Raw genomic sequence first — 26,346 nt, forward strand, 5'->3', positions numbered from 1 at the left:
ATTTACGAAAGGTGGTAAAAATTATGCCATTAGTTACAACGACTGAGATGTTCAAAAAAGCATACGATGGTGGATATGCTGTTGGTGCATTCAATATCAACGACATGGAGTTCATTCAGGCTATCACAGAGGCTTGTGATGAGCTTAAGTCCCCTGTAATCCTTCAGTGCTCACAGGGCGCTATCAAGTATGCACAGTTCCCTTACCTGGTAAACATGGTTAAGGCTGCAACTGAAGCTACAAGTATTCCGATCGCTCTTCACCTTGATCACGGTGCTAGCTTTGAGATTTGTAAGGAGTGTATCGACAACGGATTCACATCTGTTATGATCGATGCTTCTTCAAAGCCTTACGAAGAGAATATTGAGCTTTCAAAGAAAGTTGCTGATTACGCACATGAGAAGGGCTGCGTAGTTGAGGCTGAGCTCGGTACTCTTTCAGGTGTTGAGGATGATGTTAACGTTGCTGATGATGCAGCACAGTACACAAATCCCGATCAGGTTGAGGATTTCATGAAGCGTACAGGCGTTGATTCACTGGCAATTGCTATCGGAACAAGCCATGGTGCATTCAAGTTTAAGCCCGGCCAGGATCCTAAGCTTCGTCTTGATATCCTTGAAGAAGTTGTTAAGCGTCTTCCCGGATTCCCTATCGTTCTTCACGGTTCTTCAGCAGTTCCTCAGAAGTACGTTGGTATCATCAATGCAAACGGCGGCGCTATGAAGGATGCTATCGGTATTCCGGATGAGCAGCTCAGAGCAGCAGCTAAGAGTGCAGTCTGCAAGATCAACATCGATTCAGATCTTCGTCTTGGTATGACAGCAGGTATTCGTCAGCACTTCGTTGAGCATCCTGAGCATTTCGATCCTCGTCAGTATCTTGGCGATGGCCGTGCATATGTTAAGGAAATCGTTCATGACAAGATCATCAATGTTCTTGGTTCAGACGGAAAGGCTTGATAAATCGAACATATTATAAAAACAGCAAGGCTGCTGCGGTTAATCCGCAGTAGCCTTGTTTTGTAGTAAGTGTGCTAGTTCTGGCGAGCAAAGCGAGAGCAGAACTTCCATAGGTTTCTTTGGGTATCTTTAGGATTTCTTTACTTTTAGGACAATTACTTAGCGAAGCAAAGCTGAGCTTAGTAAGTGTGCTAGTTCTGGCGAGCAAAGCGAGAGCAGAACTTCCATAGGTTTCTTTGGGTATCTTTAGGATTTCTTTACTTTTATTTATTAATCAGCTCGTGTACAATTAGTATATATGCTATTAAGAGAGGTTTTTTATAATGCACAATCAGTTGACAAAAAAAGATATCGAGGATATGGAGGCGGAGATTGAGCACCGCAAGGCTGTTGTAAGAAAGGAACTTTTAGAAGACGTTAAAGAAGCAAGGGCTCAAGGTGATCTAAGTGAGAACTTTGAGTATTATGCAGCAAAAAAGGCCAAGAATCAGAATGAAAGCAGAATACGATTCCTTGAGAGAATGATTAAAACAGCTGAGATAGTTGATGATTCCAGCGCTGAGGATGAGGTTGGAATGAATAAGACGGTTACAGTCAGAATGGAAGACGACGGAACCGAAGCTACTTACAAGATTGTTACCACAATGCGAGGAAATGCGCTTAAAGGCCTTATCAGTATAGAGTCTCCGCTTGGAAAACAGCTTATGGGGCATAAAGTCGGAGATAAGCTGACAATTGAAGTAAATAGCGACTATAGCTATGACATAACCATATTGAAGATAGAAAATACCGAGCTTACGGAAGAAGATAAACTCAGAGACTTTTAAAAAGAACAAGAATAAATATTTTTTCGCACGGTTTAGGAGGAATTAATTATGGGACTTCACGTATTTCAACCTGTTGAGTTAGATGAAATTTTGGAGGGTGCTTTTCACTTCGGCGGAGATACATGGGCACTGCTAACGGCAGGGGATGATGAGAAGGCAAATACCATGACTGTTTCCTGGGGCGGAATAACCCATATATGGGATAAAACATGTGCGATCATTTATGTCAGAGAAAGCAGGTATACCAGAGAATTTATTGATGCGCAGAAGAAATTTTCGCTTTCGTTCCTTAACCGTGATGCATACAGGGGACTTAAGAAGTACCTTGGCTCTGTTTCAGGAAGAGACGAGGATAAGATTTCCAATGCCAAGCTTAATCTGAATTTTGACGATGGAGTTCCGTTTATTGACGAAGCGGATAACATTATTATATGTAAGGTTCTTTACAAACAGCTTATGAAAGAGGATTGTGTTGTAAACGGACGTATTATTGCTGATTATTACGATAAGGGTGATTATCACTATTTTTATATAGCTGAGATCAAAAAGGTAATGATTCGATGAGACCTGCTAACATAGTTTCACTGGAGGAAATTGGAAAATTTATTTTTGTTTCAGAAAAGCCCGGGAAAGCTGATCTGATACTTGTTCCCGGTGCACCAATGAAGGAACTTGCAGAACATGCTGCATATTTGTGGAAAGAAGGCTACGCTCCCAAAATTCTGGTTTCAGGCAAGTTTTATATGACATATGAATCTCTTGAAGATGAATTTCAAAGATTTTCAGCAAGTAGTGGAGATAGTCTTGGATGCAGTACAGAGGCGGAGTATCTGACAAAACTAATGGTGGAACAAGGCGTTCCTGAAAATGTGATAATAAAGGAAACAGAATCCAGGAATACTTTTGAAAATGCTAAGTTCTCACGAAAAATTATTGAAAACGAATTAAAAGATGTAAGGCACATAATATTATGCTGCCAGGCTTTTCATGCAAGAAGAGCTTTAATGACGTTCCAGTCGGAACTTAGAGATTATAAATTTACGGTATGCCCGATTGTCACAAGAGGAATCAGTATAGATACCTGGATGGACAATCTTAAAAGCTATGACTTAGTACTGTCGGAACTCAGAAAATGCGGAGACTACTTCAAGGGAGATCGCATGTATGAGCTGAGATAGTATTCACAATGCGCTATTTTCATGAGGGGTTAATATGCGTAGTGAAAAGATAACCAAATGGGTGGTGCCGGTTGTTACCGCGCTTCTTTTTGCTGTTCTGATCTTTGTAGTCAATATTATCCAGAACAGATATGTATATAGTGATCGAATTGTTCAGCTGACAACGTATTATTCTCAGCTGGAATCTGCTGTTACGACCAGATTTACAAGATATTATAAGCTTTTAAAAAGCTGGTCGTATCATCTTGAACATGAAAAATCTTCAGGAATCAGTGATTTTTTAATTTATATAAATACTGAAAAAAAAATATGGGAAGTAGAACAGGTTTACCTTTTTGACGAGAAAGGCAACTATAGAGATTCTGATGGAAAAATCGGAACTTTAAAGGAATCGGCTGGTTTTATTTCGAATCTTTCTTCTGTTGGTACAAGGCAGGTTACACATATTATTGCCAGTAAAGGAAAACATCAGGATCTTTTTGTGCTGAGTATAAAACCGGTCAAGTTTAATAATAAAGAGTTTTGTGCAATAGGCGTGGCTATAGATACGGATCTGATCAAGAGTAAACTGTCCATAAAAAGAAGCGATATGGCAGGATCCCAGAATTACATTGTTAATGAGGACGGAGATCTGATAGCGACATCGGTAAGCCTTGAAGAGGAAAAAGAAAATATTGTCAGGTACATATCCCAGAATGGAAGGGTTATTTACGATCCGGTGGGAGGACCCATTGAGCAAAAAATCGAGACAAGAAAAACCGGTGTATGCGTAATGGAGATTGAAGGGGAAGACTATTATGTCACATATATGCCCGTAGATTACGGCAAAACAATGCTTGTTTGTTTAACTCCGTCAAAACCTATTGAACGCAGTATTTCCCAAGTGAGATGGATAAATAATATTCTGCTTATTTCTGCATTTGCAGTTGCACTGGCAATTTTAATGCTTCTTATGCGATTCATATCAATGCAGGATATGCTAAAGGTTGCAAATACAGCGAATGAGACCAAGACAAGATTTCTGGCGAATATGTCTCATGACTTCAGAACGCCTATGAATGCCATGTCAGGATATCTTGCGCTTATGAAGGAAAATGCGGATAACCCGGAAAAGGTTATCGAATACGGAGAAAAAGCGGAATATGCCCATAGGAATATGCTGAACATGATAAACTGCATTCTTGACCTGAGCAAGATGGAAGCGGGCGGGGACGAGATCAAATATGAAAGATTTTCATTAAATGATGTTCTCAGAATTGTAGAAAATGAAATGGGCGCGCTGGCGGAAGGGAAAAAACAGAATTTTACTATCGACAGAAGCAGCGTGAAGGAAGATCTGCTTATAGGGGATGCTTTTAAGCTCGAAATTATATTGAAAAATCTTTTGCAAAACTCCATTACATATACTGATGAGGAAGGTGAAATAAGACTGGATGTCTTTAAGGAGTATGAGGAAGACAAGGAGAGGATACACCTGAAATTCGAAGTTTCAGACAATGGTATCGGTATGAGCAAAGAATTTATTGAGCACGCTTTCGAAGCTTTTAAGAAGGAGCAAAGAAAAAATGCCAATAAAGAGCAGGGAACAGGACTCGGACTAACTCTTACAAAAACAGTGGTGGAAACTCTGGGTGGAACAATTGAAGCTGAGAGTAAAATAAATGCGGGAACAATTTTTACAGTCAGACTTGCATTTGATATACCAAAAAAGACTGAGCTCGAAGAAATGAGGGAAATAGAAGAAGCCCTTGAAAACAAGGAAAACAACGATGTACAGGAAGAGGAGAGCGCATTTAAGGGAATGCGTTTTCTTGGGGCGGAGGACAACGAGCTTAACGCGGAAATCCTTGTTGAAATACTGAAAATGAAGGGAGCCGGGCTGATAGATATAGCGGAAGACGGCGAGAAAGCAGTTCAGATGTTTAAGGATAAGGGAGTCTGGTATTATGACATGATACTTATGGACATACAGATGCCAAATATGAATGGATATGAGGCGGCGCAGGAAATAAGGAAACTTTCGGCAAAAGGGAGAGAAGACGCAGGAACGATTCCAATCATTGCGATGAGCGCAAATGCTTTTAAAGAAGATATAGAACAGACAAGTGAGTCGGGAATGGACGCCCATATACCCAAACCAATTGATATAAAGCTTTTTGAAAACACAGTCAGGGCTTTTAAGGGCAGGGGGCACGAAAGCATATGATTGAAAAAGTAAGTAGCGGACAGGATAAACAAAATAAATATAAGGACTGGTTTTGTGACTATGTGGTCAGACAAAACAGGATAGTAGCAGCTATTTTCTCGGCAAAGGACTTCCGCGTTGAATATTTAACGGATAATGCAGAGGAAATAATTGGAGTGCCAAGAGATAGCATTTTATCTGATGTAAGAAATCTTATAAAAAAAGGAGTAAGAATTGATGAGACAGTTCCGCCATCAGATGAATCTGTAAGGAAGCTTTCAATAGGGCAGATGGCACAGGCTGAAATACTTGAGGTTCAAAATCAGATTACCGGAGACATTAGTTATTTCAGAGGTATCATAAGTCATGTGGATTTTGAGGACGGTGATAAATTCTTACTTATCTGGACTGATATAACCGAAGAAGTAAAAAGAAACAGGCAGATGGAAGAAATGATTGCTGTTGCTCAGGCAGCCAATAATGCCAAGACAGACTTTCTGGCTAATATGTCTCATGATTTCAGAACACCGATGAATGCCATCACGAATTTCAATCTGCTTATAGCCAAAAATTCGGATAATCCTCAAAAGGTAAGGGACTATACACATAAGATAGGACTTGCATGCCAGAACCTGTTGTCACTTTTAAATGATGTTCTTGATATGAGTAAGATTGAAAGTGGAAAAGCAGACATAAATCATGAAGAATTTGCGCTTGGTCTTCTTTTGGAAGAGGTTAATTCCGTAATAGCTTTCCAGGCTAAGGGAAAGCAACTGGATTACCAGGTACATTCCGGAGGAATGCAGCAGGACATTTTTATAGGTGATAAAAAAAGGATCAATGAGATACTGGTAAATATTCTTGGAAATGCGGTTAAATATACTCCTAAAGGAGGAAAAATAGATTTTACCATAAGTGAAGAGAAATGCTCATCCGGAGAATACTGGGATCTTAGCTTTTCTGTAAAAGATAACGGAATCGGAATGAGTAAGGAATTTCAGGAGAAAATCTTTGATGCCTTTACAAGGGAAGAAAAGGAGGCAACAAGCGGAATTCAGGGAACAGGGCTTGGAATGGCAATAACAAAAAGCCTTGTTCAGATGATGGGCGGAACAATCTCAGTAGAATCCGAAGAAGGAAAAGGATCAAAATTTTTAATAAAACTAAGACTTCAGGGTGTTCATCAGGATGAAGGAAATTACTGGAAAAACCACGGTATCCATAGAATTCTTATTATTGACGATGACATGGATGAATGTAATAAAATAGAGACCGCTCTTCATGACACGGATGTGGAGGTGTTCTTCTGCACCAGTGGCTACAGAGCTTTGAGACTTATTGAGGCAGGAGCGGATGATAACAGAGGCTTTGACCTTATTTTCCTGGGAATGCAGATAAGAAGCATAAGCTGCTTTGAGCTTGCGGCCTTTATAAGAGATAAAAACTTAAAACCAAAGCCAATTCTTCTTTTGCTTACAGATGACTGGGAAGAAATCGCCCAAGAGGCAAGGGAAGCAGGAATATACGATTTCATTCAGAAGCCATTCTTCTTATCTACATTTAAACAGCTTATGGATGATATATTTAACAGAGTCAGCACAGTTAAAGAAGATAATAAGGGAAAGGCGCTTGAAGGAATGAGATTCCTGGCAGCAGAGGATAATGATATAAATGCTGATATCCTTACAGAGCTTATGAACATGGATGGTGCTATAGTTGAGAGGGCAGCAAACGGAAAGGAAGCTGTTGAAATGTTTGAACAGGCTGATCCTTATCATTACGATATGATTCTTATGGATATACAGATGCCAATTCTCAACGGATATCAGGCAGCGCTTGCAATCAGAAAACTGAATAAGGAAAGAGCTAAGGAGATCCCTATAATAGCTATGACTGCGAATGCTTACGCCGATGATGTGCAGAGGGCAATAGACTCCGGAATGAATGCGCATGTGGCTAAACCCATAGATATGAATGTGGTGGAAAATACAATATTATCATTAAGAGAAAATATGCAGTCGACATAAATAATTATAAATGTTAAAATTACACTATTGTGAAGATATAAATAAAGATAGTGGAGCAAAATGTAAAAAAATGAAGAAAGCTTTAATCATAGGCGCCGGCCCTGCAGGACTGACGGCTGCATACGAATTATTGGCAAAGTCAGACGATATTGAAGTGGTGGTGTTTGAGGAGACTGAAAAGTTCGGAGGTATTTCCAGAACAGTCGAATATCACGGCAACCGAATGGATATGGGTGGACATAGATTCTTTTCTAAGGTTCCCGAGGTAAATGAATGGTGGGACAACATGCTTCCCAGACAGGGAAGTCCATCATATGATGATATTGTGCTTAAGCGTTCGTCAACCATTACAAAGGGCGGTCCCGATCCTGAGACAGAAGACAGGGTAATGTTAAGAAGAAATCGTATTTCACGAATTTTCTTTAATGGTAAGTTTTTTGATTATCCTATAACACTTAAAGTCGAGACTTTTACAAACATGGGTCTCGGAACAACTATTGTTGCAGGATTTTCATACATAAAGGCAATGCTTTTCAAACGTAAAGAGAATTCACTTGAGGATTTCTATGTAAACAGGTTTGGTAAGAAGCTTTATTCAATGTTTTTCGAGCATTATACTGCTAACCTCTGGGGCAGACATCCTTCTGAAATAGATCCCAGCTGGGGCGCTCAGCGAGTAAAGGGCGTATCAATCATGGCAGTTTTGGCTAATGCCTTTAAGAAAAAGAGCGGAAAGACCGGCGGAAAGGTTGAGACATCTCTTATTGAGGAATTCAGCTATCCAAAGCTCGGCCCCGGACAGCTTTGGGATGTTACTGCTGCTGAGATTCATAAAAAGGGCGGACAGATAATAACAGGTGCCAAGGTTGTTAAGATAAACAAAGACGGAGATCATATTAGTGGTGTTACGTATGAGAAGGACGGACAACTGGTTACTGTTAACGGAGATTACGTGATCAGTTCGATGCCAATAAAGGATCTTGTTGCCGGAATGAATGATGTTCCCGCAGATCCCGCAAGGATCGCAGCAGGTCTTCCTTACAGAGATTATATGACACTTGGTGTTCTTATTCCGCATCTTAACCTTGAGAATAAGACAAAAGTAAGAACAATCGGAAATATAGTTCCGGATAACTGGGTATATGTCCATGACCGCAATGTTTCCATGGGACGTTTCCAGATTTACAATAACTGGTCTCCTTATCTTGTTAAGGACATCGATCATACTGTCTGGATGGGACTTGAGTACTTCTGCAATGAAGGCGATTCCATGTGGAGCATGACTGACGATGAGTTTGCTAAAATGGCAATCAAGGAGATGGTTAAGATCAATCTCATCGATGAAGAAAAAGAGGTTATTGATTATCACGTAGAGCGTGTTAAGAAGGCATACCCTGCTTATTTCGATACATATGATGAGATGGACAAGCTTGTTGATTATCTCAACACAATTGACAATCTTTTCTGTGTAGGACGAAACGGACAGCACAGATACAACAATATAGACCACTCTATGTGTACATCATTTGAGACTGTTAAAAATATTCTCAGCGGAACACGTGACAGAAGCAATATCTGGAGTGTTAATACTGAGAAGGAATACCATGAGTCCACGGAGGAGAAGAATCCAGAGGATGAAGAGATAGAGATAGACTGATTTTATAGGGGCGCCATATTTTTTATGGCGTCCTTATTTAGAATCAGATAATCTAATTATAAATATGAGGGTATAAGGAGGGTGCAACATTGATTAACTACAAGAAAATCACAGATGAAACGTATTGGATTGGCGGAAGTGACAGAAGACTTTCAAGATTTGAAAATATTTTTCCGCTAAATAGTGGCGTATCCTATAACAGTTATGTTATTGTTGATGACAAAACAGCGTTACTTGATACAGCAGATATTTCCATTTCTGATCAGTTTCTCGAAAATCTTAGCGGAGTTCTTGATGGGAAAAAGCTGGATTACCTTGTGATAAATCACATGGAGCCAGATCATTGTTCGCAGATAGCAACAGTTGTTGCCATGAATCCTGATGTGACACTTGTTGGAAATGCAAAAACATTTACATTTTTATCACAGTTTTTTCCGGAACTGAACGAGCAGAAAAAAATTACTGTGACCGAAGGTGATACTCTTGAACTCGGAAGTCACACACTTAGCTTTGTTATGGCGCCAATGGTACATTGGCCTGAAGCAATGTTTACATTTGATACTACTACGGGAGTACTTTTCAGCGCAGATGCATTTGGCACTTTTGGAGCCATAGATGCGGGAATTTTTGCGGATGAATATGACTTTGAAAAAACATTTCTGAATGAAGCCAGAAGATATTATGCTAATATTGTCGGAAAATATGGAATGCAGGTTCAGGCAGTGCTCAAAAAGGCAGCAGGTCTTGATATTAAGTTTATATGTCCTCTCCACGGTCCTATATGGCGCAAGGATATTGCATGGTTTATTGATAAATATCAAAAGTGGAGCACATATACACCGGAAGATGAAGATATTATTGTAATCTACGGCAGTCTTTACGGACATACTGAAAGTGCGGCTCAGAAAGCTGCTGCTCTTCTCCGCGAAAAGAGCGGTAAGAAGGTTGCTGTTTATGACGTATCTCAGACGCATGCTTCTGAACTTGTATCAGAGGTATGGAGATGCAAAAAGATTGTTCTTTTCTGCCCTACATACAACAACGGTATATATATACCGATGGAAAATTTCCTTAGTGATTGTGCTTCTTTAATGGTTCAGAACAGAACCTTTGCACTTGCACAGAACGGAACCTGGGCACCTGCTTCAGGTAAACTGATGACAGAAAAACTTCAATGCCTGAAAAACGTTAAAATTGTTGAGCCTATGCTCACAATCAAAAGTGCACTTCATGAGACAGATGAACAGGAGCTTGATGCTTTTGTTACAGCTGTTGTTGAAGCATAAATAATTTTAAGACCTTCACGTATACAGTCAAAGGGGCTGATATAAGGAGGCAAGGAGGAGAAATGAAAGAATTTATGAAAAGAAAGAATATCGTAATCTCCGGAAAGAGATACGGTATTGAGGCACTGTCTGCTATGGCACAGGGATTGTTTGCATCGCTCCTGATCGGAACGATACTAAATACAATCGGCACGCAGCTTGGACTGGCATGGCTTTCAGAGATTGGAAAGTATGCTTCATCAATGAGCGGAGCAGCTATGGCAGTAGCAATTGGATACGCACTTCAGGCACCACCGCTTGTACTTTTTTCACTTGTAACTGTGGGATATGCAGCCAACGCTCTCGGTAGTACAACTTTGTCAGGCGGATCCGGAGCGGGCGGCCCACTTGCTGTTCTTTTCATAGCAATAATAGCTGCAGAGTTCGGAAAAGCAGTTTCAAAAGAGACAAGAGTTGACATTCTTGTAACTCCTATTGTTACAATTCTTGTAGGTGTTGGACTTGCAAGTCTGATCGCACCGGCAATAGGAACAGCAGCTTCTTCTGTCGGAGGAGTTGTAATGTGGGCTACAGAGCAGCAGCCTTTCCTCATGGGAATTGTGGTATCTGTTGTTGTGGGAATTGCCTTGACTCTGCCTATTTCTTCAGCAGCAATTTGTGCGGCTCTCGGACTTACGGGACTTGCCGGTGGTGCAGCTGTTGCAGGATGCTGCGCACAGATGGTTGGTTTTGCATGTATGTCATTTAAGGAAAATAAATGGGGAGGCCTTATATCACAGGGAATCGGAACATCAATGCTTCAGATGGGAAACATTGTTAAGAACCCCAAGATTTGGATTGCACCTATTATTACCAGTGCTATCACAGGTCCTCTTGCTACCTGCGTTTTCCACCTTCAGATGAATGATCCCGCAAGTGCAGTTGCATCCGGAATGGGAACCTGTGGTTTTGTGGGACAGATAGGTGTATATGCCGGATGGGTCAATGATGTAGCAAACGGTTCTAAGGCAGCAATTACAGCATTTGACTGGGCAGGGCTTATCCTTATCTGCTTTGTCCTTCCTGCAGTTCTCACATATATATTTGGTGAGATTTTCAGAAAGATAGGATGGATTAAGGAAGGCGATCTGAAGCTTTCATAATCAATTGTTTTTGTAATATTACGCATTCTATGGATTTTTAGTGAGGATTTCTTATGAGAGATGTAAAACTTGGCAAAACCGGAATAGTAGTTCCGCAAAATGGCTTTGGTGCTCTTCCTATACAGAGAGATGATATGGATACCAGTATTTCTATTTTGCGAAGAGCGTATGATGGCGGCATGAGGTATTTTGATACTGCAAGAGCTTATAGCGACAGTGAAGAGAAGCTGGGAAATGCTTTTGCAGGTATGCGTGAAAAAATATATATTGCAACCAAGACGGCAGCCAAGACTCCGGATCAGTTTTGGAAGGATTTGGAAACATCTCTCGAAAAACTTCAAACAGACTATATTGACGTTTATCAGTTCCACATGGTTACTCAGTGCTGGAAGCCCGGTGATGGCAGCGGAATGTATGAGTGCATGGAGGAAGCAAAAAAACAGGGAAAGATAAGACACATCGGTGTAACATCTCATAGAATTGCAGTGGCTATGGAGTGTGTGGAGTCCGGACTTTACGAAACTATGCAATTTCCCTTCAGCTATCTGGCAGATGAAAAGGATATAGCTCTTGTAAAGAAATGCGAAGAGCTTGATGTTGGATTTATTGCAATGAAAGGTCTTGCCGGAGGTCTTATAACGAACTCTGATGCAGCAATGGCATTTATGCTTGATTATCCTAATGTTGTTCCTATCTGGGGGATACAGAGAATGTCCGAACTGGAGGAATGGCTTAATTTCTTTGAAAAGGAACCTGCTATGACAGGTGAAATAAAAGATTTTATAAAAAGGGAACAGGCAGAGCTGTCAGGAGATTTTTGCAGGGGATGTGGATATTGTCTTCCTTGTGCAGCAGGAATAGAAATAAATAATTGTGCAAGAATGTCACTTATGATCAGGAGAGCCCCCAGTGCGGGGTGGTTGTCAACAAAATGGCAGGCTAAAATGGCAAAGATAGATGACTGCATTAATTGTGGTGCCTGCATGAGCAGATGTCCTTATGGTCTAAAAACTCCCGAACTTCTAAAGAAAAACCTAGCTGATTACAAAAGGGTAATATCAGGAGAAATAACGGTCTAAATCATATATTTGATAAAAATAACATGGTTTTTATATCATTTATTGCTTTTTGAGTATTAAACTTATAAGCTGCAGATGTTTAACCCTGCGAGTAAACTATAAACATGTGTTTATAGAAGAGGAGGAAAGAAAAATGAAGCAGTTTCCGGGATTTTCACATGGAATAAACCTTGGAGGATGGCTGTCACAGTGTGACCACACAAAAGAACGTTACGATAATTTCATCAAGGAAAGTGATATCGAGAAGATAAAGAGCTGGGGCCTTGATCATATCAGAGTTCCCGTTGACTATGACCTTGTAGAAGAGAAGGACGGAACATATAAGGAGGACGGATTTTCATATATCCAGAAAGCTATTGACTGGGCAGGAAAATATGGTCTTAATATGGTTCTTGACCTTCATAAGACATTTGGCTACAGTTTTGACAATGGAGAACAGGAAGCCGGCTTTTTCGAAAATGAGAAATATCAGGAAAGATTTTATAAGCTTTGGGAGCAATTTGCAGAGCGCTTTGGCAAATATGAGGACCGCCTTGCTTTTGAGCTTTTAAATGAGGTTACCAAAAAGGAATATTGCGACATCTGGAACAGAGTTTCTACGGAGTGCATAAAGAGAATAAGAAAGTATGCGCCTACAATAAAGATTCTTCTTGGTGGCTATTACAATAACAGTATTGTTGCGCTTAAGGATATCTGTGCACCTTACGATGAAAATGTAGTTTACAATTTCCATTGCTATGAGCCTCTCATTTTCACACATCAGGGTGCGGCATGGATTGACACAATGGACAACTCATTCCGTATGCCTTTTGATTCAACCTATCGTCAGTACGATGAAAATGCTTTTGCCCAGCTTGGAAACAGACCTGAGGAGCTTAAGGTTGCGGATCCTGATAAGAAGCTTGGTATCGAGTACTTTGAACAGTACATGGAAGAGGCTGTCAGAGTTGCAGAGGAGAGAAATGTAGCTCTTTATTGCGGCGAATATGGTGTTATCAATCTTGCTACTCCTGAGGATGCACTTAAGTGGTATCAGGCAATAGGAGCATGCTTTAATAAATACAATATCGGACGTGCAGCATGGAGCTATAAGGAAATGGATTTTGGTCTTGTTGATCCATATATGGATGCTGTAAGAGATGATATTCTTAAAATGATGTAATTTTTTTAACTGATGATTAAGAGGCTGTCGTACTGATTTTTGATTAAAGTGCGGCAGCCTTTTTGCAGCTAAAGAGTGACAATCGGATGTACGCCTGTATACAAATCTACTTGCTGATCGTAAGATTATTCAAATATAGATTTTAAATGTGAAGCGTAATATAATAATTTGGCATTTTATTATGAAAGAAGAGGAAACAGATAGATGAGTATTTTAAATGTAGAACACCTTACACACGGATTTGGAGACAGGGCAATTTTTGACGATGTTTCCTTCAGACTGCTTAAGGGAGAACATATAGGTCTTGTCGGAGCAAACGGTGAAGGTAAGTCCACATTTATGAATATTATAATAGGCAAGCTTATGCCTGATTCCGGTAATATTGAATGGGCTAAAAATGTAAAGGTCGGTTATCTTGATCAGCATGCAGTTCTTAAGGAAGGTATGACCATTAAGGATGTGTTGTCATCTGCTTATGAATCTCTTTTTGATATGGAAAAGAGAATGAACGAGATCTGTGACGCTATGGCCGAAGCTGATGAGAAGCAGCTGGAGGAATACATGGAAGAACTTGGAACCATTCAGGATCTTCTTACAACTCACGATTTTTACCTTATTGATTCCAAAATCGAGGAGGTTTCAAGAGCATTGGGATTTTTGGAACTTGGACTCGACAGAGATGTTACAGAGCTTTCGGGCGGTCAGAGAACCAAAATTCTTCTGGCAAAACTTCTTTTGGAAAAACCTGATATTTTGCTATTGGATGAGCCTACTAACTATCTTGACGCTGAGCATATAGTATGGCTTACAAGGTATTTGCAGGATTATGAAAATGCATTTATCCTGATTTCTCACGATATACCTTTTCTTAATAATGTTGTTAATATCATTTATCACATGGATGGGCAGACACACAGTCTTGATCGTTATGTGGGCGACTATGACAAATTTATGGAAGTCTACGAGATGAAGAAGGCTCAGCGAGAGGCTGCTTATAACAGACAGCAGCAGGAAATAGCGGATCTTAAGGACTTTGTAGCAAGAAATAAAGCAAGAGTTGCGACAAGAAATATGGCTATGGCAAGACAGAAGAAACTGGACAGTATGGAACTGATTGAGAAGATTCAGGAAAAGCCAAAGCCGGAATTTAACTTTAAAACTGCAAAAACGCCTAGCAAATTTTTATTTGAAATAGAGGATCTTGTAATCGGATATGATGAACCTCTTTCAAAGCCCTTAAATATGTTTATAGAGAGAAATACCTTCACTGTATTGACAGGTGCAAACGGTATAGGAAAGACGACTCTCTTAAAGAGTATTCTGGGGATAATCCCGGCTCTGTCAGGGTCTGTAAAACGTGGTGAAAATGTGGAGATAGGTTACTTTGAACAGGAAATGTCTCCTAATATAGAGACTACCTGTCTTGAAGAGATATGGAATGAATTCCCCTCATTTTCTCAATATGAAGTAAGATCTGCTCTGGCTAAATGCGGTCTTACAACAAAGCATATTGAGAGTAAATGCAAGGTTTTATCAGGCGGAGAGCAGGCAAAGGTAAGACTTTGCAAGCTGATTAACAGAGAGTCAAATATTCTTGTGCTCGATGAGCCTACAAACCATTTGGATGTGGATGCAAAGGAAGAATTGCACAGAGCGCTTAAGGAGTATAAAGGCACAGTACTTATGGTTTGCCATGAGCCTGATTTTTATACGGACCTGGCAACAGATATTGTTGATTGTACTAAGTGGACAACAAGAATTTAAGTATTGTTGCAGATTAAACTACCAAAGATTGGTATTTATGTGAAGATTGCAGCATATGGGTAATAACTATGATAATACAGACAGGCTCAAGAACTGATATACCGGCATTTTATGCTGACTGGTTTGCGAATAGATTAAAGGAAGGGTATGTTTATACCAGGAATCCCTTTAATATGACGTATGTTACTAAGTTTCTGCTTCATCCTTCTGTAGTGGATCTTATAAGCTTTTGCTCAAAAAATCCAAGGCCTATGATACAGTACTTAGATCTCCTTAAGGACTACGGAATGTACTGGTATGTAACAATTACAGGATACGGCAGGGATATAGAGCCAAATGTTCCCAAAATCAAAGATGTTATCGAGTCATTTAAGATTATTTCGGAATTCGCAGGAATTGACTCTATGGGATGGAGGTATGACCCAATTTTTATTGATGAGAAATATACCAGGGATTATCACATAGATAAATTTTCTGAGATAGCGAGTGATCTTGATGGTTACACCAATACTGCAGTAATCAGCTTTATTGATCTATATCAGAAGGTCAGGAAAAATTTTTCAAATGTAAGGACTGTTGATAAAGCAGACAGACTTTATCTTGGGGAGCATATGGCAAAGATTGCGGGTGAACATAATATGGTTCTTCGACCTTGCAGTGAAGGAAACGAGCTTGAAATATTTGGAGCAGATTGCAGCGGCTGCATGACCAAGGCACTTTATGAGAAGGCTGTTCATATTTCTATGGAATTTCCCAAAGGTAAAAATGCCAGATCATCCTGTGCATGTTATTTGGGAAATGATATAGGCATGTATAATACCTGTATGCATATGTGCAAATATTGTTATGCTAACTATGATGAAGAGACCGTTCGTGTGAATCATGCGAATCATGACCCGCTTTCTCCACTTCTTATAGGGGATATAAGACCTGAGGATGAAATACATATAGCAGAGCAAAAGAGCTGGATTGACGGGCAGCTTAGTTTTGATTTTTTGTAAGTACAGAAACCGTATAAGGATAAAGGTGTAATACATGTATTTGAACCTGCGGTATCCGTTTCGCTTCGGTCGGACCAAAGCCGACGTCCCCCCGGACGTTGTGGGCCCTCTGCGCCCCGAACGGGAGATCAGAACGCTATAAGTCGCACAACCAATTCTGAAATTTCAACAAAAAAAGCTCGGTACAAAAAGTACCGAGCCATTTTTAGTCGAAGTGACAGGATTTGAACCTGCGACCTCTGCGTCCCGAATATAGATACGGATTTCCCGTTCTGTATTATTTCGTTCCAAAGTCTGTTATTTCAAGGGCTTTTCCAATCCAACGATTATATGATAACACCATATAACACAGAATAAAATGATGAATAGAGCTTTTTTTGGTAGAACAAAAGGTAGAATTGTCAGCTCTCTATAAACTTTCACACAAGGTTTATGGAGAGCTTTTTTAGCTCTTTTTTAATGCAAGTAAAGGAGCAGTTTATGGCAGTATTAAAAAACAAAACCCAGGGGAACTACACATTGGTTTCTCAGAATATTATGAGAGACAAAAACTTATCGCTTACGGAGCGAGGTATGCTTCTGACTCTTCTATCATTACCGGACAGCTGGCAGCTCACAATCAAGGGGCTCTGCCAGATTCTTCCGGATGGAAAAGACAAGGTATCCAAGACCCTGAACAGTCTTATTGATAAAGGGTATATCACAAGAGAACAGAGCAGGGATGGTGGAGGCAAGTTTGACTCTACTATTCTTGAGGTCCATGAGACACCGGTAAAGCCTACTGAGCCAACACAGCCCACCGATCCCACTGATCCAGTTGATCGGTCAAGGAAAGTGATCAAAGAATTCCCGAGAAAACCAGAGACTTCACCGTGTCCTGAAAATCCGGATGCGGTAAACCCGTATGCGGAAAAACCGCAGCCGGAGAATCCGCCACAATATATTAATAATATATCTAATAACTATAAACCTAATACTAAAGAAGTGTGTAGTAAGGAGGACACACTCACAGATGATGAATATGAAGATCTGATAAAGGAGTTTGGCAAAGCAAGTGTTGACTATCAGATACAGCGTATCAGGGATCATGGTTATAAGGGATGCCTTAACCACGATACCATCAGGGCCTGGTGCAGGGAAAGGCTGAACCGTCCCGTGACAATGCCGGGAGCCTCGCCCAAAAAGAATGCCTTCTGCAATTTTCAGCAGAATGAGTATGACTATGAAGAGCTGGAAAGACTGCTCTTATGTAACTAAAAACAAATTTCAGAAAAAATGGAGGATTGAAAGGTATGAAAGATTTATATATTGATGGAAAGTTAGTGATCGGAGTTGATCACGGATATGGAAACATGAAGACGAGAAATACGGTATTTAAGAGTGGAGTTAAGAAGTACAGTGAGGATCCGGCTATAGCAACAAATGTGTTGCAGCTTGACGGTATGTATTACGTTATCGGTGAAAGTCACAAGGTATTCATAGCCAATAAGAATGCAGACGATGACTACTATATCCTTACTCTGGCTGCTGTGGCAAAAGAACTGGAACTCAGAGGCTTAAGATCGGCAGATGTGATACTTGCAGTTGGGCTTCCGCTTCACTGGATGTCAAAACAGAAAGATTCCTTCAGGGATTACCTGATGAGAAGCAGGGAAGTTAGTTACAGATACTGCGGGCAGTATTATCACATCAGAATCTGCGATGTGGCGATCTATCCTCAGGGCTATGCGGCTATAGCAGCTTCGCTCCAGGATTATAAAGGAGTCCACATGCTGGCAGATATCGGAAATGGAACAATGAACACACTGGTCATCACTAATGGCCGACCAGTCTCTGACAAAAAATATACCGATAAGATTGGTGTTCATGAGTGTGTAAAAAAAATCATGAATGAAGTACAGGCTGAATGTGGAAAGATTCCTGATGAGAGCGTTATTGAAGACTTTCTAATAAGTGGAACGTCTGAAGTGTCAGAAAGGATTCAGGCTGTCATGCACAGGGAGGCGGTCAAATATACTGAAATGATCTTCGATAAGCTCAGTGAATACGAGTATGATTCGGAGCTTGTTAAGCTCCATATCATTGGAGGCGGAGGATGCCTGATCAGAAATTTTGGAAAGTATGATACCTCAAGCGTAGAGATCATTGAAGACATCTGCGCTACAGCCAAGGGCTACGAAGAAATCTACAACGCACAGCACATACTGAGGAAGGGCGCGTAAGCTCTCTTCCCGGAGGTGATTGTATGTCAGAAAAGAGATTAAGCATCAGATTCCGCATGGATAATCCTCAGGATAAAGAAGCCTGGGAATTACTCCAAAGGATTTCTGAGGAGGAAAATATTTCCAAGAATGCAGTTGCACTCAGGCTCATATGCAAGGGAGCAGTAAGTGCCGGGAGCATTGAAACCAGTTCATGGAATATGATTGCTGAAAGAATTGCTGATCTGGTCACCAATAAACTGGAAGCAGGTATAAGGCAAATCAAAGAAATACCTGCCTGTGAAACCAGAGACATTACAACAGCAATCTCCAAGGATTCATCACTCACAGATGAATATAGGGCTGTCAGTGAAGATGCTCTTAGCTTTCTTGATGAATTTTAAGATGGCATCACTTTGGTGCCACCCATAAAATTCATATGGCATCAGATTGATGCCAAACATTTCTTGCTCATGGGAGCAAGGCGATTTACCAGAAATGAAATCGGCGCAGTTCGCACCGATTTCATTTCTTCCCGGTTCGTTCGATACCTGATCACTTCGAAGGGGCAAATAGTTCACTGGACTGTTTGCTCCTTCTTTGTTTACAGAGATGAAGAATACTACTATTACTTCCTGCCGGAAGCTATAGCAGCATTCTCCATCCCTGCATCGGTATCTCTCGCCCGGGCAAATCGCAAGACCACATATTTCCCCATCGCCCGCCGAGCCGACCCTACACTGAATGCCATATCGGCGATGGAAAAATATGGCAAGTTTCGCAAAGTGGCAAGCCACATTTGCACCGGAAGGAGCCTTTCGGCTCTTCCTAAACTTGCCAGATGGGCTTCGCCCCCTTGGAACCCCCGGCGAGGTCTATCAGACCTCTGCACACCGGAGCCGACTACCTGACTTCAGAAAAAGGAAATCATCCACTGGATAATTTCTTTTTCCTCTGTCCAATAGTCTAGGAGCTCTGCTCCTGCACCACGCCAAAGGCCCTCGCTCCCTTTGGAAACCAGCGAAAAAATCATGAAAGGAGCGTAAAAAGCATGGCTAAACGCAAAAGAAATAAGGCAGTCACCATACGCATGAATGATGCAGAATATGATGCATTGCAGGATAAAGTAAAAGAATCCGGATTGACACAGCAGTCATATATTATAAGTGCAATCCGTGGATCAAGCATTACCTCTGCTGAGGAGCTTGCAGAAATAAAGGAAATCAACAAAGAATTTGCTGAACATGACAGGCTGCTTAGAGGAATGGCTACTAATGTGAATCAGATGGCACATGTTGCCAATGGGAAGGGACTTTTAGCAACAGCAGAAAAACTGGAAGAACTCTCGGATAAGATTATTGATGTTCGAAAGGAGGATGATAACAGATGGCGATTAATAAGGCAGTCAGTAAGCCACCTAAAAGTCACGGGGGCTTGAGGAATACCATAGAGTATGTCCTCAAGGATGAGAAAGTGAAGGAGGGTTATCTGGAAATTACGGGACCATTTTCTGAACAGGATATAACCTATGATTCAGTATACAGGACATGGCTTGAAGAAAAGAAGATATGGGATAAGGATTCCGGTAGGATGTGTGCCCATAATGTGATCAGTTTTCATAAAGATGAACCTGTGACGCCTGCTGAAGTTCTTGAGATAGGAAGAATATTTGTAGACAGGTTTTTTCCTGATCATCAGAGCCTTATCGCTGTCCATCAGGATAGGAATCATCTTCACTGCCATATCGTAACCAACACTGTTTCCTATATGGATGGCAGAAAGCTTCATCAGTCAAGTAAAGACTTAGAGAAGCAGAAAGTGTTTACTAATAATTTATGCCGTGAAAAAGGTCTTCATGTTGCTGAAAAGGGACGCCACTTTGATGGCTCGCCAATAGAGGCGGGTGAGATTATTTCATGGAACAAGAATACTTACAAGCTTCTTACCAATGATTCAAAAAAGAGCTTTTTGGCAGATTGCGGAATTGCCCTTATGGAAGTAATACCAAGGTCAGCCAGTAAAGAGGAATTTATTTCTGGAATGGCAGAAAAAGGCTGGTCTGTGAAGTGGGAGGATAAGCGAAAGCATATAGTATTTGAAAATGAAAACGGAGACAAAGTCCGTGACAGCAAAATAGAAAAGACCTTTGCAGGTCTAAAGGTTAACAAGGAGGATTTAATCAATGAATTTGAAAGACAGAATGAAAGCAGACTCAGTCACCCAAGAGCTGATGAATTCGGAGCAGGAACAGAAGAATGTGAATCAGAATACTTCGAGCGATATTATGCAGAGGTCGAATCAGCAATCGCTAGAATCTCTGGTGAAGACTCAGGCAGAAGTGATATCCAGGCAGGACGAGAAGCTGAAGGAGAACGAACGGACGATACTGACGCTCTCATCAGAGAAGTCAGATCTGATATCAGCACTAGCCGAAGCAACAGGGGAGATATCGGAATGGCAGAAACAGAGTCAAGAACTCGTGAAAGAGAACGAAGACTTGAGGAACAACGCAGGGCTAAAGAGCAGGAAAGAGCAAGAGAAACTAGAAAAAGATCTCGCGGATACACAGGCCCTTCTCTCTGATACGCAAAAGAAAGTCGATATGTCCAATGTAAGTGCCGTTGAAGAAGCTTTGGCAGCCCAGGAGGCTGCCGAGCTCAAGGCTCAAAAGGATATATCTGACTATAAGAAGCTTGCAGATGGGAAGATTACAGAAGCCATCCAGGCCAAGATAGAGGCAAATAAAAAGGCCCAATACAGAGTAGATATTTCCAGAAAGAGAGAACGAATCGCATGGGAATCTCTTGCCGCGACCCTCTTCTGCTGTCTGATGGCATATCCGGCATTTTTGAATGATATTGGAGATGCATTGATGGTTCCTTTTGTGTGGGCATGGAATAGATTAATTTTATTTGTGAAGTGGCTTGAAAGACCTTGCTATTCCAAATATATAAATGGAGTTGAAAAGCTTTATGCTTATTCCTTTGGGATGGCATGGTTTCTCAGGATCGCAAGTACTATTTTTACAGCTGCACTCATTGCAGGGATATGCTACGGTACATGGATCACTGTCAGATATTACAGGGAACGCTGGTGCAGCTTATGGTTGAGAGTACTTCTGATATCTCTGGGAGCCGTAATATTGTTTGGAGAAGGAATCCATAAGATCATGAACATTAATCTTGTTGTTCTGTTAATACTTTTGCAGGGAATTTATCTTGGTGTCATAATTTATTTGGATATATACTTTGAAAACCAAGGGAAATCCAGGTATTGGGATAAAATGCAGAAAAAGTGATAAAGATAGTATTTGTAAGACTAAACCTCCGCAAAAATCTAAGTTTTGCGGAGGTTTTTTATTGTTGTCATTAAACAATGAAGAATTTGCACATGATGACTTTGTTTCAGACGTAATCCATTTTCAATAATAGAAATCTTATCAATATGTAAAAAATTTTTTTCTAAAATCATGTCCCCAAATGCATCCTTCAAACGTTATATAGTTGTAATGATAATTTTCAAAGCAGAAAATGGCTTGGAGGACTGAAAAAATGCGAAAGGACATGCTTCTGAAACATGGTTTACATAAGCTTAATTATGTTATGATAAATCAAAAAAGCAGGGGATATTATACGATATGCTTTTCCTGGTTCTATCTGTTCTTGAAGACGATCAGCGGAGATTAGTCGAAAAAATCTATAGGGATAATCATCAGCTTTTCCTGAAAATAGCCAATAGAATAACCGGTTCTGAAAGAAGTGCTGAAGAAGCTTTAAGCGAGGCGCTATTAAAGATTTCGCTGAATATACAGAGAATATCAGAATTACAGAGAAATGAGCTGACAGCATTCTGTGTGACCATAGTAAAAAACTGTGCCTATGACCTGCTTAGAAAAGGAAGTCACTTGGTACCAGCGCCTGATGAAAGTATGCAGGATGTAAAATCTCATGAGCCTACACCGGAGGAAACAGTGATACAGGCTGAAGAAAAGGCTTCTATAAGGAAACTGCTTGAGACATTGTCCCTTGAAGAAAAGGAACTGCTGGAAATGCGCTATACATATGAAATGCAGTACTCTGAAATTGCCAGAAGATTATCTATTACGGAAGAAGCAGCAAAGAAACGAGGACAACGAGTAATCCAGAAACTGAGAAAGATATATGAGGATAAATCAGATGAATACAACGTTTGAAGAAATACTTTCATATACTGTACGTGAAGAGATGATATCCATACTTGCACCGGATATCGAAAAATGGACAGGTTCTGTGCATGAAAAAGTTCTAAGAAGAGCAGAAATAAAAAAGCTTGCGGACATTATCCTGAACCTTCCACAAAAGGGGCAGGAGATACTTCTTGGAAGGTATGCCTTTGATCTGACTCCCGAAAATGTTGAAATAATCTACGGAATCTCTGAGGCGGATCTACGTAGGGAATTTTTTGAAAGGCAGCTTGCATATGAGATGGGGCTTGGAGCAGGAGAACGTATTGCGGAAAGCTCTCTATACAAAGCATGCAGAATGGCAATGCACAGTTTAACAGAAGATAATTCAGAGCAAAAAAAACAGAAGAATATCATCTGGATATTTGCAAAGACAGCAGCTGCAATATTTATTGTTGGGCTTTTGTCATTTGGAACAGCTATGGGTGTCAACGCAGAATTCAGAGATGCAGTTTCAAAGTGGTTTATAGAAACTTTTTCTGAGTACAGTATTTTCAGGCTTGAAAATGACAAAACTACAAATACGATTCTTTATGAGTATACCTTAGGTTATATTCCTGACAGGTTTACCTATACAGGAGTTGAAAAGTACGATGAAATTATTACATTTACCTGCGAAGACGCTGAAGGGAATTACCTTTCAATAGACATAGAACAGCCAGGTGAAAATGATTATGTTGATACGGAAAATACCACTATGGAGCTTTTGGATTTTAATGGAGCAGAGGCAAGGTACTATTATAAGGGAAACTATTCTCTGTTGGTTACAACTATTGACGGATATGCTCTGTATATCACCGGACCTGTTACTAAAGAAGAAATTATGAAAATTGCATATGGAATTCAACGATAAACCTGGGAAAGGGATGCTTAAGCATGGAGAAATATTCATGCTGAAGTTTTTGTAAAAAAATTTTTCTTTTTGTGTCCCGAAATTGGTAGGCAGTTCGTTATTAATTTGTAACAGCATGATAATACCACAAAACTATGGAGGTAGTTTGGGGATGAAAAAAGTATTGGAAAAAATAAATATGACAATTATGCTTATCGGAATAATGCTTTTCTGTGGGGCGTGCGGCAGCGCCGAAGAAGAGCTGTCAAGAGAAGGAACAAAAATGGAAAACGTAGAGAGTGTCTCCTTGCCTGAAGCCGGATGGGTTACGGTGTTATGAGGTTTTTGAAAAAGAAAATGGGGATTAGATCATTGAACAAAAGAAAAGCAGCGTTATTAGGAATTCTTGTAATAGCACTGATAGCATGGATTATTTGGGGTAACACTACGGTAGGAACTACATATTACTCAGTTGAGAGCGATAGGATTCCGCCTTCATTTAACCATTTTAAAATAATTGTAATTTCGGATATGCATAATGCTCTGTTTGGTGAAGACAATGAGTCAATAATTAACTTGGTTGAAAAGGAGAAACCGGATTTGATAGCGATTACTGGAGATTTAGTTGACTCTAATAGAACTAATATAGAAATCGCTGGAAAACTTGTGGAAAATCTTATGAAAATTGCTCCCTGTTATTATGTGACAGGAAATCATGAGGCTTGGCTTGGAGAAGAATATAAAAAGTTGGAGAGTATTCTGATTGAAAAAGAGGTCACTATTCTCAATGATGAGGTTGTAATGCTTGCTAATGGCAGTGATCAAATTCAGATTGCAGGATTAAATGATCCTGATTTTGTAGATAGAGTTCCTTACGTTCAGAGAGGTATATTGCAAACTAAGTTATCAGATATGGACCTGACAAATGATTATATTGTTTTACTTTCACACAGACCGGAGACTTTTGATGCTTATGTAGCAAAGAATATTGATTTGGTTCTGAGTGGTCATGCCCATGGAGGACAGTTTCGAATTCCAATCATTGGAGGATTGATTGCTCCAAATCAAGGCTTTTTTCCCAAGTATGATGCTGGAATGTATTGTGAAAAAAGCACCACCATGATAGTTAGCAGGGGGATAGGAAACAGTATTATCACATTACGACTAAATAATAGACCTGAGATTGTTTGCGTAGAGTTGATAGGTAATTCATGATTGTTAATTTTTCAGAAACATTGACAAATCTCAAGAATGGCACTGGATAAGGTAATGATGGTATGAAATATGTCATTTTAAGCGCTGATGGTGATAGTGTAGTATATTCTGTCCCGGATATTGTTGCTGAAAACTTGGAAAAGTATTGTTTGGAGTTTACTAACTGGATGTATCATAGCCGATCCGCGAGGAAAAAGTATAAGGTTCAGGGTGGTTTTTGCTATAGCGAAGCAGATTTCATTTATTATTTGAATCAATATATTTTTCCTATGGAAAAATCTGAATTAGTAAAGATGCTTGGATGGACAGATTTGGGTGAAGATTTGCCGGATGAATACAAGGGAGTTCCATATTTCAATTTCTAATGTGCAAATATAATTCAGAACAGGGTATCCGTATTTTAGTGAAAACTATTAAAAGGATTTTGGATGGGAAAAGCAAAACAAAAAGCAGTTGAACGTTTTTGGAAAAAAATGAATTCAATAGAGATTGCAAGAACAGAAAGATTTATATGTAATGCTAAACTAAAGGATTCATATGAAGCTTACAACGTTTTAGACCATAATGAGTATCAAAGGTTTATAAAGCTGGTTCTTAAAAATACAGATATAGTTTGTTTTAAGGTAGATTCCTGGCTGGATGATCTGGACGAGCTAAGTCGGAGTAAATGGGGGAAACTGAGTGAGAATGTTATTGAGATGACGAATGAGGAGGGTGTTCCCAACTCTGCTGGCTGTTATTCCAGAATCTTCCTGAAAAATGATTATACATTATATGAATTTTTCATGGGGCTGAAAAATATCTTTGATTTTAAGGAAGATGAGTCTATGGGAATAAAACTCGAAGATCCACTTTTCATCAAAAATGGCGAAATAATCTGTCACACACTTACACATGAGGGGTATTGTGATGTGGCAGAGGATATATATGAACTCTTGCAAAAGGGATATTTGCACAATTGACAGGAATTTAGGATATTTATGATTTAAATGAAACACAATGGTAGGGCACTTATGCTTAGCTCCCTTTCCGTCAATACGGGGAGGGGCTTTTTTATAGCTTTATTTTTAAAAGAAGAAATCTTTTTTGTAACGAATTCTTGTTTATCTGCATTAACTATATAGAAACATCTTAAAAGACAATGAAGGAGACAGAAACTTGCAACCAATGGATGAAATATACCAAAAGTATGCCCGCATGGTTTACGGATACCTGAGGTCGGTTGCACAGAACGATGACCTTGCGGAGGAACTGACACAGGAAACCTTTTGCCAGGCAATTAAAAGCATCAATCGATTTAATGGTAGCTGCAAATTATCCACATGGCTTTGCGCGATCGCAAAGAATACATATCTTAGCTACCTACGCAAAAATCCACAGCATGATTATATCGATGATCTTAACATTCCTGTGGAATCGGCTGAGAGTACGGCACTGCAGTCAATAAAAAAGTCAGAATTGATGAAACACATACATAATCTACCAGAGCCATATCGTGAAGTAGCTTACCTTCGTGGGCTAGGCGGTCTGTCCTTTGCTGAGATTGGAGAAGTACTTGGGAAAACAGAGAACTGGGCAAGAGTAACATTTTAACGAAGTAAAGAAAAAC

The 26,346-nt window shown here is 40.0% G+C and carries 26 protein-coding genes; all 26 read left to right on the plus strand.

The window, feature by feature from the left end; genetic code table 11:
- Window positions 1-23 precede the first annotated feature (23 nt).
- The 26 genes from fba to BV60_RS0117625 all read left to right on the plus strand — a co-directional run bounded on the left by fba (window position 24) and on the right by BV60_RS0117625 (window position 26,330).
- The gene (fba, locus tag BV60_RS0117495) at window positions 24-959 is read left to right on the plus strand and encodes a class II fructose-1,6-bisphosphate aldolase (protein ID WP_029323816.1); all 936 of its coding nucleotides are present in this window, start codon (window positions 24-26) and stop codon (window positions 957-959) included.
- Window positions 960-1,282: 323 nt separating this feature from the next.
- Complete coding sequence (gene greA, locus BV60_RS0117500) at window positions 1,283-1,786, plus strand: transcription elongation factor GreA (RefSeq protein WP_029323818.1); 504 nt, start codon at window positions 1,283-1,285, stop codon at window positions 1,784-1,786.
- A 48-nt stretch (window positions 1,787-1,834) separates the two neighbouring features.
- Window positions 1,835-2,350: a flavin reductase gene (locus BV60_RS0117505; protein WP_029323820.1), complete on the plus strand. Its 516-nt coding sequence runs from the start codon at window positions 1,835-1,837 to the stop codon at window positions 2,348-2,350.
- Window positions 2,347-2,964 carry a YdcF family protein gene (locus BV60_RS0117510; RefSeq protein ID WP_051656830.1) on the plus strand — a complete coding sequence of 206 codons (618 nt, stop codon included), beginning with the start codon at window positions 2,347-2,349 and terminating at the stop codon, window positions 2,962-2,964. The genes BV60_RS0117505 and BV60_RS0117510 overlap by 4 nt, the downstream gene beginning before the upstream one ends.
- A gap of 34 nt (window positions 2,965-2,998) precedes the next feature.
- Entirely contained in the window at window positions 2,999-5,170 is a 2,172-nt protein-coding gene (locus tag BV60_RS22310; RefSeq protein ID WP_051656831.1) for a hybrid sensor histidine kinase/response regulator, read from the plus strand.
- The gene (locus BV60_RS0117520) at window positions 5,167-7,176 is read left to right on the plus strand and encodes a hybrid sensor histidine kinase/response regulator (RefSeq protein ID WP_051656832.1); all 2,010 of its coding nucleotides are present in this window, start codon (window positions 5,167-5,169) and stop codon (window positions 7,174-7,176) included. Before BV60_RS22310 ends, BV60_RS0117520 begins: the two co-directional genes overlap by 4 nt.
- A gap of 70 nt (window positions 7,177-7,246) precedes the next feature.
- Complete coding sequence (locus tag BV60_RS0117525; RefSeq protein WP_029323825.1) at window positions 7,247-8,833, plus strand: NAD(P)/FAD-dependent oxidoreductase; 1,587 nt, start codon at window positions 7,247-7,249, stop codon at window positions 8,831-8,833.
- Window positions 8,834-8,922: 89 nt separating this feature from the next.
- A complete protein-coding gene (locus tag BV60_RS0117530) occupies window positions 8,923-10,119 on the plus strand; it encodes an FprA family A-type flavoprotein (protein WP_029323827.1) in 1,197 nt (398 codons plus the stop codon).
- Window positions 10,120-10,181: 62 nt separating this feature from the next.
- Window positions 10,182-11,261 carry a PTS transporter subunit IIC gene (locus BV60_RS0117535; protein WP_029323829.1) on the plus strand — a complete coding sequence of 360 codons (1,080 nt, stop codon included), beginning with the start codon at window positions 10,182-10,184 and terminating at the stop codon, window positions 11,259-11,261.
- Window positions 11,262-11,314: 53 nt separating this feature from the next.
- Window positions 11,315-12,340: an aldo/keto reductase gene (locus BV60_RS0117540; protein WP_029323832.1), complete on the plus strand. Its 1,026-nt coding sequence runs from the start codon at window positions 11,315-11,317 to the stop codon at window positions 12,338-12,340.
- Window positions 12,341-12,473: 133 nt separating this feature from the next.
- The gene (locus BV60_RS0117545) at window positions 12,474-13,502 is read left to right on the plus strand and encodes a glycoside hydrolase family 5 protein (protein ID WP_029323834.1); all 1,029 of its coding nucleotides are present in this window, start codon (window positions 12,474-12,476) and stop codon (window positions 13,500-13,502) included.
- 204 nt (window positions 13,503-13,706) lie between these two features.
- On the plus strand, window positions 13,707-15,266 hold the full coding sequence (locus tag BV60_RS0117550) for an ABC-F family ATP-binding cassette domain-containing protein (RefSeq protein WP_029323836.1): 1,560 nt from the start codon (window positions 13,707-13,709) through the stop codon (window positions 15,264-15,266).
- A 68-nt stretch (window positions 15,267-15,334) separates the two neighbouring features.
- Window positions 15,335-16,267, plus strand: coding sequence for a DUF1848 domain-containing protein (locus tag BV60_RS0117555; RefSeq protein ID WP_029323838.1), 933 nt, complete (start codon window positions 15,335-15,337; stop codon window positions 16,265-16,267).
- Between the two features lie 480 nt (window positions 16,268-16,747).
- Complete coding sequence (locus BV60_RS22315; RefSeq protein WP_029323839.1) at window positions 16,748-17,524, plus strand: helix-turn-helix domain-containing protein; 777 nt, start codon at window positions 16,748-16,750, stop codon at window positions 17,522-17,524.
- Between the two features lie 35 nt (window positions 17,525-17,559).
- Window positions 17,560-18,489 carry a ParM/StbA family protein gene (locus BV60_RS0117565; RefSeq protein ID WP_029323841.1) on the plus strand — a complete coding sequence of 310 codons (930 nt, stop codon included), beginning with the start codon at window positions 17,560-17,562 and terminating at the stop codon, window positions 18,487-18,489.
- 23 nt (window positions 18,490-18,512) lie between these two features.
- Window positions 18,513-18,872: a hypothetical protein gene (locus BV60_RS0117570; RefSeq protein ID WP_029323843.1), complete on the plus strand. Its 360-nt coding sequence runs from the start codon at window positions 18,513-18,515 to the stop codon at window positions 18,870-18,872.
- A gap of 647 nt (window positions 18,873-19,519) precedes the next feature.
- On the plus strand, window positions 19,520-19,906 hold the full coding sequence (locus BV60_RS0117580; protein WP_051200972.1) for a plasmid mobilization protein: 387 nt from the start codon (window positions 19,520-19,522) through the stop codon (window positions 19,904-19,906).
- Complete coding sequence (locus BV60_RS0117585; protein WP_029323845.1) at window positions 19,855-21,051, plus strand: relaxase/mobilization nuclease domain-containing protein; 1,197 nt, start codon at window positions 19,855-19,857, stop codon at window positions 21,049-21,051. Before BV60_RS0117580 ends, BV60_RS0117585 begins: the two co-directional genes overlap by 52 nt.
- A gap of 19 nt (window positions 21,052-21,070) precedes the next feature.
- Window positions 21,071-21,766 carry a DUF6040 family protein gene (locus BV60_RS0117590; protein ID WP_029323847.1) on the plus strand — a complete coding sequence of 232 codons (696 nt, stop codon included), beginning with the start codon at window positions 21,071-21,073 and terminating at the stop codon, window positions 21,764-21,766.
- Window positions 21,767-22,105: 339 nt separating this feature from the next.
- Window positions 22,106-22,660, plus strand: a complete 555-nt coding sequence (locus BV60_RS0117595; protein WP_029323848.1) for an RNA polymerase sigma factor — start codon at window positions 22,106-22,108, stop codon at window positions 22,658-22,660.
- Window positions 22,644-23,543, plus strand: a complete 900-nt coding sequence (locus BV60_RS0117600) for a DUF4367 domain-containing protein (RefSeq protein WP_029323850.1) — start codon at window positions 22,644-22,646, stop codon at window positions 23,541-23,543. Before BV60_RS0117595 ends, BV60_RS0117600 begins: the two co-directional genes overlap by 17 nt.
- A 151-nt stretch (window positions 23,544-23,694) precedes the next feature.
- On the plus strand, window positions 23,695-23,862 hold the full coding sequence (locus BV60_RS23260; protein WP_156036148.1) for a hypothetical protein: 168 nt from the start codon (window positions 23,695-23,697) through the stop codon (window positions 23,860-23,862).
- 5 nt (window positions 23,863-23,867) lie between these two features.
- On the plus strand, window positions 23,868-24,737 hold the full coding sequence (locus tag BV60_RS0117610) for a metallophosphoesterase (protein WP_242841002.1): 870 nt from the start codon (window positions 23,868-23,870) through the stop codon (window positions 24,735-24,737).
- Between the two features lie 62 nt (window positions 24,738-24,799).
- Window positions 24,800-25,102, plus strand: coding sequence for a hypothetical protein (locus BV60_RS0117615; protein ID WP_029323854.1), 303 nt, complete (start codon window positions 24,800-24,802; stop codon window positions 25,100-25,102).
- A 63-nt stretch (window positions 25,103-25,165) separates the two neighbouring features.
- Window positions 25,166-25,699, plus strand: a complete 534-nt coding sequence (locus BV60_RS0117620; protein ID WP_029323855.1) for a hypothetical protein — start codon at window positions 25,166-25,168, stop codon at window positions 25,697-25,699.
- A 205-nt stretch (window positions 25,700-25,904) separates the two neighbouring features.
- Window positions 25,905-26,330, plus strand: a complete 426-nt coding sequence (locus BV60_RS0117625) for an RNA polymerase sigma factor (protein ID WP_029323857.1) — start codon at window positions 25,905-25,907, stop codon at window positions 26,328-26,330.
- Window positions 26,331-26,346 lie beyond the last annotated feature (16 nt).

It is taken from the genome of Butyrivibrio sp. AE3004, assembly GCF_000703165.1.
Classification (GTDB): Bacteria; Bacillota; Clostridia; order Lachnospirales; family Lachnospiraceae; genus Butyrivibrio.

Bases quoted from the DNA above. Each gene is read 5' to 3' on its own strand.
- fba (WP_029323816.1), top strand. From the start codon at position 24: ATGCCATTAGTTACAACGACTGAGATGTTCAAAAAAGCATACGATGGT.
- greA (WP_029323818.1), top strand. From the start codon at position 1,283: ATGCACAATCAGTTGACAAAAAAAGATATCGAGGATATGGAGGCGGAG.
- BV60_RS0117505 (WP_029323820.1), top strand. From the start codon at position 1,835: ATGGGACTTCACGTATTTCAACCTGTTGAGTTAGATGAAATTTTGGAG.
- BV60_RS0117510 (WP_051656830.1), top strand. From the start codon at position 2,347: ATGAGACCTGCTAACATAGTTTCACTGGAGGAAATTGGAAAATTTATT.
- BV60_RS22310 (WP_051656831.1), top strand. From the start codon at position 2,999: ATGCGTAGTGAAAAGATAACCAAATGGGTGGTGCCGGTTGTTACCGCG.
- BV60_RS0117520 (WP_051656832.1), top strand. From the start codon at position 5,167: ATGATTGAAAAAGTAAGTAGCGGACAGGATAAACAAAATAAATATAAG.
- BV60_RS0117525 (WP_029323825.1), top strand. From the start codon at position 7,247: ATGAAGAAAGCTTTAATCATAGGCGCCGGCCCTGCAGGACTGACGGCT.
- BV60_RS0117535 (WP_029323829.1), top strand. From the start codon at position 10,182: ATGAAAGAATTTATGAAAAGAAAGAATATCGTAATCTCCGGAAAGAGA.
- BV60_RS0117540 (WP_029323832.1), top strand. From the start codon at position 11,315: ATGAGAGATGTAAAACTTGGCAAAACCGGAATAGTAGTTCCGCAAAAT.
- BV60_RS0117545 (WP_029323834.1), top strand. From the start codon at position 12,474: ATGAAGCAGTTTCCGGGATTTTCACATGGAATAAACCTTGGAGGATGG.
- BV60_RS0117550 (WP_029323836.1), top strand. From the start codon at position 13,707: ATGAGTATTTTAAATGTAGAACACCTTACACACGGATTTGGAGACAGG.
- BV60_RS0117555 (WP_029323838.1), top strand. From the start codon at position 15,335: ATGATAATACAGACAGGCTCAAGAACTGATATACCGGCATTTTATGCT.
- BV60_RS22315 (WP_029323839.1), top strand. From the start codon at position 16,748: ATGGCAGTATTAAAAAACAAAACCCAGGGGAACTACACATTGGTTTCT.
- BV60_RS0117565 (WP_029323841.1), top strand. From the start codon at position 17,560: ATGAAAGATTTATATATTGATGGAAAGTTAGTGATCGGAGTTGATCAC.
- BV60_RS0117570 (WP_029323843.1), top strand. From the start codon at position 18,513: ATGTCAGAAAAGAGATTAAGCATCAGATTCCGCATGGATAATCCTCAG.
- BV60_RS0117580 (WP_051200972.1), top strand. From the start codon at position 19,520: ATGGCTAAACGCAAAAGAAATAAGGCAGTCACCATACGCATGAATGAT.
- BV60_RS0117585 (WP_029323845.1), top strand. From the start codon at position 19,855: ATGGCGATTAATAAGGCAGTCAGTAAGCCACCTAAAAGTCACGGGGGC.
- BV60_RS0117590 (WP_029323847.1), top strand. From the start codon at position 21,071: ATGTCCAATGTAAGTGCCGTTGAAGAAGCTTTGGCAGCCCAGGAGGCT.
- BV60_RS0117595 (WP_029323848.1), top strand. From the start codon at position 22,106: ATGCTTTTCCTGGTTCTATCTGTTCTTGAAGACGATCAGCGGAGATTA.
- BV60_RS0117600 (WP_029323850.1), top strand. From the start codon at position 22,644: ATGAATACAACGTTTGAAGAAATACTTTCATATACTGTACGTGAAGAG.
- BV60_RS23260 (WP_156036148.1), top strand. From the start codon at position 23,695: ATGAAAAAAGTATTGGAAAAAATAAATATGACAATTATGCTTATCGGA.
- BV60_RS0117615 (WP_029323854.1), top strand. From the start codon at position 24,800: ATGAAATATGTCATTTTAAGCGCTGATGGTGATAGTGTAGTATATTCT.
- BV60_RS0117620 (WP_029323855.1), top strand. From the start codon at position 25,166: ATGGGAAAAGCAAAACAAAAAGCAGTTGAACGTTTTTGGAAAAAAATG.
- BV60_RS0117625 (WP_029323857.1), top strand. From the start codon at position 25,905: ATGGATGAAATATACCAAAAGTATGCCCGCATGGTTTACGGATACCTG.